10 protein-coding genes are annotated in these 10822 nt (G+C 61.4%); 7 read left to right on the top strand and 3 right to left on the bottom strand.

From position 1 onward, the window contains the following. Both rpoB and B7X90_RS17685 read right to left on the bottom strand, forming a co-directional pair. A partial coding sequence (gene rpoB / locus B7X90_RS17690; protein ID WP_292626769.1) for a DNA-directed RNA polymerase subunit beta occupies positions 1-3468 on the bottom strand: 3468 nt, incomplete at its 3' end. A gap of 395 nt (positions 3469-3863) precedes the next feature. After that, positions 3864-3986 carry a hypothetical protein gene (locus B7X90_RS17685; protein ID WP_292626765.1) on the bottom strand — a complete coding sequence of 41 codons (123 nt, stop codon included), beginning with the start codon at positions 3984-3986 and terminating at the stop codon, positions 3864-3866. On the opposite strand from B7X90_RS17685, the gene B7X90_RS17680 reads away from it, so the two are divergent. The 4 genes from B7X90_RS17680 to B7X90_RS17665 all read left to right on the top strand — a co-directional run bounded on the left by B7X90_RS17680 (position 3985) and on the right by B7X90_RS17665 (position 6655). Then, complete coding sequence (locus tag B7X90_RS17680) at positions 3985-4842, top strand: hypothetical protein (RefSeq protein ID WP_292626762.1); 858 nt, start codon at positions 3985-3987, stop codon at positions 4840-4842. The two genes, B7X90_RS17685 and B7X90_RS17680, sit on opposite strands and share 2 nt — an antisense overlap. 258 nt (positions 4843-5100) lie before the next feature. Beyond that, positions 5101-5613, top strand: coding sequence for a 50S ribosomal protein L10 (gene rplJ, locus B7X90_RS17675; RefSeq protein ID WP_292626761.1), 513 nt, complete (start codon positions 5101-5103; stop codon positions 5611-5613). Positions 5614-5676: 63 nt separating this feature from the next. Continuing rightward, the gene (gene rplL / locus B7X90_RS17670) at positions 5677-6048 is read left to right on the top strand and encodes a 50S ribosomal protein L7/L12 (RefSeq protein WP_292626758.1); all 372 of its coding nucleotides are present in this window, start codon (positions 5677-5679) and stop codon (positions 6046-6048) included. 130 nt (positions 6049-6178) lie between these two features. Then, positions 6179-6655, top strand: a complete 477-nt coding sequence (locus B7X90_RS17665) for a hypothetical protein (protein WP_292626757.1) — start codon at positions 6179-6181, stop codon at positions 6653-6655. A gap of 11 nt (positions 6656-6666) precedes the next feature. Here B7X90_RS17665 and B7X90_RS17660 read toward each other — a convergent pair whose 3' ends face one another. After that, positions 6667-7947: a HAMP domain-containing sensor histidine kinase gene (locus B7X90_RS17660; protein ID WP_292626754.1), complete on the bottom strand. Its 1281-nt coding sequence runs from the start codon at positions 7945-7947 to the stop codon at positions 6667-6669. A gap of 330 nt (positions 7948-8277) precedes the next feature. Here B7X90_RS17660 and B7X90_RS17655 point away from each other — a divergent pair, with 330 nt between their 5' ends. From B7X90_RS17655 to groEL, 3 genes are all read left to right on the top strand, one after another. Beyond that, a complete protein-coding gene (locus tag B7X90_RS17655; RefSeq protein ID WP_292626751.1) occupies positions 8278-9609 on the top strand; it encodes an MATE family efflux transporter in 1332 nt (443 codons plus the stop codon). 143 nt (positions 9610-9752) lie between these two features. After that, positions 9753-10040, top strand: a complete 288-nt coding sequence (gene groES, locus B7X90_RS17650; protein ID WP_231466322.1) for a co-chaperone GroES — start codon at positions 9753-9755, stop codon at positions 10038-10040. 99 nt (positions 10041-10139) lie between these two features. Continuing rightward, a partial coding sequence (gene groEL / locus B7X90_RS17645) for a chaperonin GroEL (RefSeq protein ID WP_292626743.1) occupies positions 10140-10822 on the top strand: 683 nt, incomplete at its 3' end.

The following is a 10822-nucleotide window of genomic DNA, read 5'->3' as shown; positions in this document are numbered from 1 at the left end:
CTTGCCAAGGCCGCGAGCGGCCCAGCCAAGGTGCGTTTCGAAGATCTGCCCGACGTTCATGCGCGAAGGCACGCCCAGCGGGTTGAGCACGAAGTCGACCGGCGTGCCGTCTTCGAGGAACGGCATATCTTCCTGCGGCAGAATGCGGCTGATGATGCCCTTGTTGCCGTGACGGCCGGCCATCTTGTCGCCCGGCTGCAGCTTGCGCTTCACCGCCACGAAGACCTTGACCATCTTGAGCACGCCCGGTGCCAGTTCGTCACCGCGTTCGAGCTTTTCCTTGCGGTCCTCGAACTTCTCGCTGATCGCCTTCACAGCCGTATCATACTGCGCCTTGACCGCTTCCAGCTGCTGCTGGCGCGCATCGTCGGCAACGGCGAACTTCCACCATTCGTAGCGTTCGACATCGGTGAGCGCCTGCTCGTCGATCACTTCACCCTTGCGGATACCCTTGGGTGCTGCAGCCGAAACCTGGCCGAGCAACATGTCCTTCAGGCGATTGAAGGTGGCGCGGTTGAGAATGGCGCGTTCGTCTTCACGGTCCTTGGCGAGGCGTTCGATTTCCTCGTTCTGGATGGCGCGGGTACGGTCATCAATCTCGATGCCGTGACGGTTGAACACACGCACATCGACGATCGTGCCCGCAACGCCCGGTGGCAGGCGAAGCGAAGTGTCACGCACGTCGCTGGCCTTTTCACCGAAGATCGCGCGCAGCAGCTTCTCTTCCGGCGTCATCGGCGATTCACCCTTCGGGGTGATCTTGCCAACGAGAATGTCACCGGGGTGAACTTCTGCGCCGATATACACGATGCCCGCTTCGTCGAGGTTGCGCAGGGCTTCCTCGCCGACGTTCGGAATGTCGCGCGTGATGTCTTCCGGCCCCAGCTTGGTATCGCGGGCCATGACTTCGAACTCCTCGATGTGGATCGAGGTAAAGACGTCTTCCTTCACAATGCGTTCGCTGATCAGGATCGAGTCTTCGTAGTTGTAGCCGTTCCACGGCATGAACGCGACGAGCACGTTGCGGCCCAGCGCCAATTCGCCGAACTCGGTCGAGGGACCGTCGGCGATGATATCGCCCTTTTCGATCAGATCGCCCACCTTCACCAGCGGACGCTGGTTGATGCAGGTCGACTGATTCGAACGCTCGAACTTCTGCAGGCGATAGATATCAACGCCCGACTGACCGGGTTCGATATCGCCCGAAGCGCGGATCACGATGCGGGTGGCGTCAACCTGATCGACGATGCCCGAACGCAGTGCCGAAATGGCAGCGCCCGAATCGCGTGCGACGGTTTCTTCCATGCCGGTGCCGACGAAAGGCGCATCCGCCTTGATCAGCGGCACGGCCTGACGCTGCATGTTCGATCCCATGAGCGCGCGGTTGGCGTCGTCGTTTTCCAGAAACGGAATGAGCGATGCGGCAACCGAGACGAGCTGCTTAGGCGAAACGTCCATCAGCGTGACCTGATCGCGCGGGCTCATCACGAATTCGCCGTTCTGGCGAGCCGAGACGAGCTCTTCGACGAACGAGCCGTCTGCCGTCAGTTCGGCCGAAGCCTGCGCGACGGTGTGTTTCTGCTCTTCCATCGCCGACAGATAGATCACATCACCGGTGACCTTGTTGTCGATGACCTTGCGGTACGGCGTTTCGATGAAGCCATACTTGTTGACGCGCGCAAAGGTGCTGAGCGAGTTGATCAGACCGATGTTCGGGCCTTCCGGCGTTTCGATCGGGCAGATGCGGCCATAGTGGGTGGGGTGAACGTCGCGCACTTCGAAGCCTGCGCGCTCACGCGTAAGACCGCCCGGCCCGAGCGCCGAAACGCGACGCTTGTGCGTGACTTCCGACAACGGGTTGGTCTGGTCCATGAACTGCGACAGCTGCGAGGAGCCGAAGAATTCACGCACAGCCGCCACAGCGGGCTTGGCGTTGATCAGGTCGTTCGGCATGACGGTGGAGACGTCAACCGAAGACATGCGCTCCTTGACCGCACGTTCCATGCGCAGCAGGCCGACGCGGTACTGGTTTTCCAGCAGTTCGCCCACCGAACGCACACGGCGGTTGCCGAGGTTGTCGATGTCGTCGATTTCGCCCTTGCCGTCCTTCAGGTTCACCAGTTCCTTGACGACAGCGAGGATATCCTCGGTGCGCAGGGTGGTGACGGTGTCTTCGCATTCCAGCGCCAGACGCATGTTGAGCTTGACGCGGCCCACGGCCGAGAGGTCGTAGCGGTCGCCATCGAAGAACAGGCCATCGAACAGCGCTTCGGCGGTTTCGCGCGTCGGCGGTTCGCCCGGACGCATGACGCGATAAATGTCGGCCAGTGCGTGGTCACGATCGGGGGCCTTGTCGGCCTTGAGCGTGTTGCGGATCCACGGCCCGGTCGAGACATGGTCGATATCCAGCAGATCGAGCGTGTCGATCCCGGCCTTGTCGAGCAGTTCAAGGTTTTCTGGCGAAACTTCGTCACCCGCTTCGATCCAGATGCGGCCCGTCGATTCATCGATCAGGTCACGCGCGGCGTAACGACCGAAGATTTCTTCGGTCGGGATCAGCAGGGCTTCAAGGCCGTCCTTGGCCGCCTTGTTTGCAGCGCGCGGAGAAATTTTCGTGCCTGCCGGGAAAATCACTTCGCCCGACTTGGCATCGACGATGTCGAACATCGGCTTCGATCCGCGCCACTGCTCGAGCACGAAAGGCACCTTCCAGCCGCCTTCGGCGCGTGCCCAGTTCACGATGTCGTAGAAGTGGTGCAGAATGCCTTCGTCAGACAGGCCCAGCGCGTGGAGCAGCGCGGTGACCGGCAGCTTGCGCTTGCGGTCGATACGGACGTTAACGATGTCCTTCGCATCGAATTCGAAATCGAGCCACGAGCCACGATACGGGATCACGCGGGCAGCAAACAGGTACTTGCCCGACGAGTGCGTCTTGCCGCGGTCATGGTCGAACAGCACGCCCGGCGAACGGTGCATCTGCGATACGATCACGCGCTCAGTGCCATTGATGAAGAAGGTGCCGTTCTCGGTCATGAGCGGGATATCGCCCATGTAGACGTCCTGCTCCTTGATATCGATGAGCGACTTGGTCTCGGTCTCGCTATCCACTTCGAACGTGGCGAGTTTGAGCGTGACCTTCATCGGCGCAGCATAAGTGATGCCGCGCTGGCGGCATTCGTTCACGTCATACTTGGGCGCTTCGAGGACGTAGCCGTCACGCTCCTTGATATCGAGGCTGGCGGTGCCCGCAAAATCCTGGATCGGGAAAACCGAACGCAGCGTCTTTTCCAGACCCGAAACATAGCCCGTCGACGGATCGGAGCGGAGAAACTGCTCATACGATTCGCGCTGAACCTCGATCAGGTTCGGCATCTGCACCACTTCGTGGATGTCGCCGAAGATCTTGCGGATCCGCTTCTTCACGCCGGGACGGCCGGGAGTCTTGGTAGACGTCGCCATGGTAGCCATAAAGGTTACGAGCCTCTTCTCAAAAATGTGCCGGAAAACCGGCGAAAATCTGCCATAAGCGGTGATGGCACCACCAAACGGGAAAAGGCCGCACAGCGCACAACATTCCGTTCAACGGAAGCCATGGCCCGCAGCCTTTTGCGTCAGATGATAAAGCCCTTCGCTTCCTTCCCGGGCCATCCCCCGCGCATGGGATAGCCTTGCTCGAAGCAATGGACAGGGGCGGCATATAGGATTGCCCCGCCGCGAAGTCAAAGGCTTGTTGGAATGCGCGGAGCGGCTGCTTGGCGATCAGTGATCGCTCAAGAACAGTATTGATTCGAACAAGTGCACACGATGAACAGTTGTTCAGAAATGAACCGTCTAAAACGTAATGAATCACGCTGAATTTCAATTCAAGGCCAATAAACCTTCGCTTCATCGCCAACATGGAACCCGAATCGCACTTCGTCGCGTTTTCCGGGCATGACACACTTCAATCCGATATCGCCCCGCAACACCATGGCGATTTCAGCCATGCTGATGCTTTCTTCCGCAATGGTGCAGGCACAGGAAGTTGTTCTGCCCACAAGCCCGGCTCCGGTGATCGCCCCGCCTGCCACGACTGAAACGGCTAGCGTCGCCGCACCGACAATCGTTTTGCCTACGCCGAGCGCAGTTGCCGAGCCGACCGAGGCCGCACCAGTTACCTCAACGCCTGTTGCAAACGCGCCCGTAGCCATCGCTGAACCGGCCCCGCGCCGTGTGGCTGCTCAGCCCGCGTCTGCCGCAAGGGCACCCTCGGCACTGGCAACTGATCCGACACCCGTCGTCGCGGCGGTTGAACCTGTTCCTGCACCGCCCGTTGTCGAAACGAGCGGCGAGCCGGTTGCTGCCGCTCCAGCGCTCGCACCGGCTGAAAGCGCCGCCACGCCCACTACCGACACCGCGCCTGACTGGGCGTTGCCCGTTGGTCTTGGCGCAAGCATTCTCGTGCTCGGCGGCGTAGCCATGGCCCTGCGCCGTCGCCGCCGTCCCTACGAGGATGACGTCGATTTCATGCCCCCGGTGGTGGTCCCGCCGGCCCGCCCGGCCATGCAGCGCACGGTGACTTCGCCGCGCCCCACCGTGGCCTATGCACCGACTGCCGCGACGACGCCCGCGGTGGCACCAGCCAGCGCAAGCGAACGCGAAACCCTGCTGGACCGGATGGTTTTTGCAGCACCGGATGCCGCCAATCCGTTCACGTCACGCAAGGCTCGCCGTCGTCGTGCTCGTTTGATCCTCCAGTCGATGCCGACGCAGCCAAACGCCCGCACCGAAGCTGCGCCGGTACGTGCCGAGCCGCGGACGCCGGTTTTTGCACCGGCTGAGCGTACGCTGGTCGACGCCTGAAGCGCCACAATTCACCGACCGCCACGTCGTGGTGAAGGGAAGCGATCCCGTCCGGCAACCCCGGGCAGGGTCGCTTCTTTTGTTGTAATGCGCTGTTTGGTTGACTCCACCCGGCGAATCCGCCATTGGCCCGCCCTGACCGGCAGGCAGCGATGCGCGCCGATCATCCGTCCGAGACAGTTGGTGTGCGGGATCTGCCCGCACTTAATTTCCAGCCTAGGCGGGGAACCTGCGCAGTCATTTGTGAAGGAGTTAGGCATGGATCGTTCGCAGAAAGCCGAATCGGTCGCATTCCTTAACGAGGTCTTTTCCGGGGCCGGCGCGGTGGTCATCACCCGCAACCTGGGCATGACGGTGGCTCAGTCCTCCGCCCTGCGCAACAAGATCCGTGAAGCGGGTGCTACCTACAAGGTTGCGAAGAACAGTCTTGCCAAGCTTGCCATCGCGGGCACCGATTACGAAGGTCTGGGTGATCTGTTCACCGGTCCTACCGCAATCGCAGCGTCCGCCGATCCGGTTGCAGCCGCCAAGGCAGTGATCGAGTTCGCCAAGACCACCGACAAGATTGAAATTGTCGGCGGTGCAATGGGTTCGCAGGTTCTCAACGCCGATGGTGTCAAGGCTCTCGCCTCGATGCCTTCGCTCGATGAACTGCGTGGCACGCTCATCGGCCTCATCCAGGCTCCGGCCACGAAGATCGCCCAGCTCACGACTGCTCCGGCAGCCAAGCTGGCCCGCGTCTTTGGTGCCTACGCCAAGGAAGCCGCATAAGACTGTTCGATTTCTCGCCGGTGGCAATGCCATCGGACACAAACACATCAGGAGTGAATTATCATGGCTGACATCGCCAATCTCGTCGCTGAACTGTCGAAGCTGACCGTTCTTGAAGCCGCTGACCTTGCCAAGGCTCTCGAAGAAGCATGGGGCGTTAGCGCCGCTGCTGCTGTTGCTGTTGCTGCGGCTCCTGCCGCTGCTGCTGAAGCCGCTGAAGAGAAGACCGAATTTGACGTGATCCTCACCGGCGACGGTGGCAAGAAGATCCAGGTCATCAAGGAAGTCCGCGCAATCACCTCGCTCGGCCTGACCGAAGCCAAGGCGCTGGTTGAAGCCGCTCCGAAGGCTGTCAAGGAAGGCGTGTCGAAGGCTGAAGCCGAAGACATCAAGAAGAAGATCGAAGAAGCCGGCGGCACCGTCGAAATCAAGTAATCTTCTTACAAGTTTCGCGGGTGTCTTGAAGCACTCGTGGATGGGAAAGGCGGGGCTTCGGCTCCGCCTTTTTCGTTTGGCGGCTTGGCCCTGCTGCGACATTGTCGCCCTGCACATGCAGGGGGAATTCATGGCTGCTGACATCGAACGCTATCGCCGTTTTGCCGAGGGTAGGGTGGAACAGCTTGAGCATGAAGACCGCAGCCTGCGCCGCTGGCTCATCATGGTGCGCGCCGGAAGCTGGCCACTGCAGATCGTCAGCATCGTCTTTCCAGTAGCGGCGGGATCGTTCTCACTGGCCGAACTGCCTGCCGATTCCACACTCGTGCCGATGTTCAGTTTCATCGGCGCAGCCGCAGTGGCGCTCAATCGAGGCCTCAACTGCGACGCCTATCTGAGCGCCTACAAGCGCACCACTCAAGCCGTGCGCAGCATCATTGAGGATTACGAGTGCATTTCCGCGCTGGCTGACGAGAAAGTGGCCGATGCGCTGAAGAAGGCTGAGGCGCGCCTGCATGAATTGCGCGCCACCAGCAACGACGTGCCACCTCGCCGCCGGAAGATCTTGCAGCAACGCGATGCAGCAACTGGAGCTCCGACGGCCTGACGGTTTGGGGGTCAGCCTGGCACAGGTGCGAGCGGCACCGTCACCGTCACTTGCAGTCCGCCACTTGGCGCAAGCGCAAACGCCAGGCCTCCGCCAAAGCGCTGTAGCAGGCGATGCGCGGTGGGAATGCCAAGGCCAAAGCCTGCCGTATCGCGCGCGCGGGCCTCATCAATCCGGTAGAACGGCGCGAGGATGCGTTCGAACTGGTCTTCGGGAATGCCGGGGCCGGTGTCCTCGACCGTGATGACCCAGCGCCCGTCGGTTTCGGGCGCAACGCTGACGTTTGCAAACCCGCCATAATGAACGGCATTCTCCACCAGCGCCTTGAGCGCCAGCACCAAAGGCTCCCGGAAGGTCTGGACAATCGCTTCCGGCGCGGCTTCAAGTGTTGCCTGCCCCGGAAACTGGCCCCCTAAAAGATCCGCGACAGCCTGCCCCAGATCGACCGTTTCAGGCTCGGCTGCGATGTGCTGCGCGCGCAAGTATTGCTGGAGCGACATCAGCATGGCTTCCATCTCATGCGTGCTGTCGCGCACCAGTCCGGAAATCTCGGCATCGTCGATCAGATCGGCGGCGATGGTCACGCGCGAAAGGGGCGTACGCAAGTCATGACTGATCGCCTCGAACGACCGTGCCTGATCCTCCATCGTCGCCGCAATGCGCGCCTGCATGGTATTCATCGACCGCGCGAGGCTGCGCAGATCATCAGGGCCGCTTTCCTCCACCGGGACGACCAGCCCTTGCCCGATGGCGTCAGCCGCATCGGTCAGTTCACGCAAGGGGCGCGTGATGATCCGCAGTGACCACAATGCCAGTGCGAAGCCCACCACAGCGGTGATCAGCGTCAACACTGTAGCCCGCAACGCAATCGGCCAGCCCGATGTCACATCGAGCGAGCGGAAATTGAGCCATTGTCCATTGGACAACTGCATCGCGCCTACCAGATTGCCATAGCCAAAGCGCGAAGGCTCCAACCCTAGAATCAACCGCTTGCCCGCCAGCGTGGGCTCCCAGTGCAGGATATGGCCGTGGATTTCGCCGACCATATGTTCGCTGCGGCCCGATATGATGCGAGGAGCATCAGCCAGTTCGACTTCGAGATGACTTGTGCTCATCGTGCGCGCCAGTTCATCCGGTGCGATCGCGTGCAGGCGCTGGCTCACCACCAACAGTTCCGCCACACGCCGCGCATGATCCTCCCGCAGCGTTTCCTTGTCGATCACGTTATAGAACGCGAGGCTGGCAATAGCCTGCACGGCGGCCAACACGAGAAGAAGCGTGGCAGCACGCACGGCAAGTCGTGAAAGGTTTGGCCCGTGACGTCGATTTTTCTCGACCCGCGAAAACAGGCCGCCCCAAAAGCCCCCTCGCCGCAAAGCAGGTGCCTGCAAGGCGGAATCCCTTGTTCCGCGCACCTTCGGCGCTGGATCGGCGACTCTCTCCATATTGGTCACGCTGTCACTGCAAGGCAATACGGTCAACAGGCACGGCTGCATGGACACGATTTGTGACAGGCTGCCAACCTGTCGGACATTCAGCTTTCCTTGCCGTCGCACTCCCCCTATGCCCCGCACCCCATGTTCGAAAATCCGCCCCACAAATGGTCCACTGAGCTGCGCGCGATGCTCCGCCTCGCCGCGCCGTTGGTGGGTGCCAATCTGCTGCAGATGGCGGTCTTTGCGGTCGATGTGGTGTTCGTGGCGCGGCTGGGGCCTGAAGCGCTGGCTGCCTCGTCGCTTTCGGTTTCCCTGTTCGGCCTGCTGATCTGGTCGATGTCTGGACTGGTCGGCGCGGCCTCTCCGCTGATCGCGGCAGAGCTTGGCAGCCGCCGCCATGCAGTGCGCGAAGTGCGCCGCACCGTGCGCATGACAGGCTGGGCCGGGCTGCTTGCCGCCTTTGTGGCGATGGGCGTGTGCCTGCTCGGCGGTCCGCTTATGCGACTGACCGGGCAAGATCCTGGCGTTATCGCACGCGCCGTGCCGTTCCTTGCGGTGTTAAGCCTTGCCGCCATTCCGGCTGTTATGGCCGCGCTGCTGCGCACTGTCGTCGCTACGCTTGGCCGCCCCGGCATCGGCACGGCCATCACCGGCATGGCCGTGGCCGTCAATTCACTCGGCAACTGGATGTTCGTGTTCGGCAATCTCGGCGCACCCGAACTCGGCCTGCAAGGCTCGGCCATTTCCAGCGTGATCACGTCCACCGCGATGCTTTTGGCTTTCGTGCTCGTCATCCGCTTTGACCGTCGCCTGCACCGTTATCGCCTGCTGGGCCGTTGGTGGAGGCCGGAATGGAAGCGCTTTGCCGATGTCTTGCGCATCGGTCTGCCGATCTGTGGCACGATCGTCGCCGAAGCTGGCATGTTCAACGGTGCAGCCTTCGTGATGGGCCGTATCGGCGAGGTCGAGCTTGCCGCCCATACCGTCGCGCTTCAGTTTGCGGCCATCGCCTTTCAGGTGCCGTTTGGCGTCGGCCAGGCCGCTACAATCCGCGTCGGCCTTGCCTATGGTGCGGGTGACAAGGCGGCGATTGCACTGGCGGGACGAGTCGCAACGCAGCTTGGCATCGGCTTTATGGTCATTTCGGCTGGCATCATGCTCGCCTTTCCGCGCCAGATTCTGCACCTCTATATCGACCCTGCCGCGCCAGAGAATGCCCGGATGGTCGAACTGGCGTTGCAATACATGATCGTCGCTGCTGCGTTTCAGCTGTTCGACGGCGCGCAGGCAGTGGGCGCTGGCATGTTGCGCGGGTTGCAGGATACACGCGTGCCCATGTTGATTGCGATCTTCGGCTACTGGGTGCCTGGCGTCGGTTCTGCGCTTTGGCTCGGTCTCAACACATCGATAGGCGGACTTGGCGTATGGATCGGCCTGCTGGTCGGGCTGGTCTTCGTAGCAGGGTTGCTACTGTGGCGCTGGAGCCTGCGTGAACGGCTTGGCCTGCTTCCCGCATAGACGGTCGCGTTATTCATCAACGTGAAAAGATTCTGCGTCAAACCCATTGACGCCCCATCGGCACGCTCCCATATCCCGCTCGCTGGCACTCTCCACCTGAGAGTGCCAAGCCCCATTTTTAATATGGAAGAGGGAGCAAACCCATGTCATTCCGTCCGTTGCACGATCGCGTGCTGGTACGCCGCGTCGAAGCCGAGGAAAAGACTGCCGGCGGGATCATCATCCCCGACAGCGCCAAGGAAAAGCCCGCTGAAGGCGAAATCGTTGCCGTTGGCACCGGTGCCCGCGCCGAAAACGGCACGATCACCCCGATGGACGTCAAGGTCGGCGACCGCGTCCTGTTCGGCAAGTGGTCCGGCACTGAAGTCAAGGTTGGCGGCGAAGACCTGCTGATCATGAAGGAATCGGATGTTCTTGGCGTGATCGGCTGATCACCAACCACTGACATCGCTCCCCCGCGAAGGCGGGGGTCTCAGGCCTGAGGTCCCCGCCTTCGCGGGGACACGCTGAAAATAGAAGGATTAATCAACATGGCAGCCAAGGACGTAAAGTTCGGCCGTGACGCCCGCGAACGCATTCTGCGCGGCGTCGACATTCTCGCTGACGCAGTCAAGGTCACGCTCGGCCCCAAGGGTCGCAACGTGGTGATCGACAAGAGCTTCGGCGCCCCCCGCATCACCAAGGACGGCGTCACCGTCGCCAAGGAAATCGAACTCAAGGACAAGTTCGAGAACATGGGCGCCCAGATGCTGCGCGAAGTGGCTTCGAAGGCCAACGACGCAGCCGGTGACGGTACCACCACCGCCACCGTTCTGGCACAGGCGATCGTTCGTGAAGGCATGACCTCGGTCGCTGCCGGCATGAACCCGATGGACCTGAAGCGCGGCATCGATATCGCCGTCCTCAAGGTCGTCGAAAACCTCAAGGCGCGTTCGACCCCGGTGACCGGTTCTTCGGAAATCGCACAGGTCGGCATCATTTCGGCCAATGGCGACGTGGAAGTGGGCGAAAAGATCGCCCAGGCCATGGAAAAGGTCGGCAAGGAAGGCGTGATCACCGTGGAAGAGGCCAAGGGCCTCGAATTCGAACTCGATGTCGTTGAAGGTATGCAGTTCGACCGCGGCTATCTGTCGCCCTACTTCATCACCAACCCGGAAAAGATGACGGTCGAACTCGAAAACCCGTACATCCTGATCCACGAGAAGAAGCTGTC

Origin of the sequence: Novosphingobium sp. 17-62-19, assembly GCF_002256775.1 — a bacterium.
Taxonomy (GTDB): Bacteria; Pseudomonadota; Alphaproteobacteria; order Sphingomonadales; family Sphingomonadaceae; genus Novosphingobium.
Note: the sequence above shows the minus strand (reverse complement) of the source record. Positions and strands in the feature narration are given on the sequence as shown.

Coding starts and splice junctions, on each gene's coding strand:
- B7X90_RS17655 (WP_292626751.1), top strand. CDS start 8,278: ATGCTCCGCCTCGCCGCGCCGTTGGTGGGTGCCAATCTGCTGCAGATG.
- rplL (WP_292626758.1), top strand. CDS start 5,677: ATGGCTGACATCGCCAATCTCGTCGCTGAACTGTCGAAGCTGACCGTT.
- groES (WP_231466322.1), top strand. CDS start 9,753: ATGTCATTCCGTCCGTTGCACGATCGCGTGCTGGTACGCCGCGTCGAA.
- rplJ (WP_292626761.1), top strand. CDS start 5,101: ATGGATCGTTCGCAGAAAGCCGAATCGGTCGCATTCCTTAACGAGGTC.
- B7X90_RS17665 (WP_292626757.1), top strand. CDS start 6,179: ATGGCTGCTGACATCGAACGCTATCGCCGTTTTGCCGAGGGTAGGGTG.
- B7X90_RS17685 (WP_292626765.1), bottom strand. CDS start 3,986: ATGGCTGAAATCGCCATGGTGTTGCGGGGCGATATCGGATTGAAGTGT.
- B7X90_RS17680 (WP_292626762.1), top strand. CDS start 3,985: ATGCTGATGCTTTCTTCCGCAATGGTGCAGGCACAGGAAGTTGTTCTG.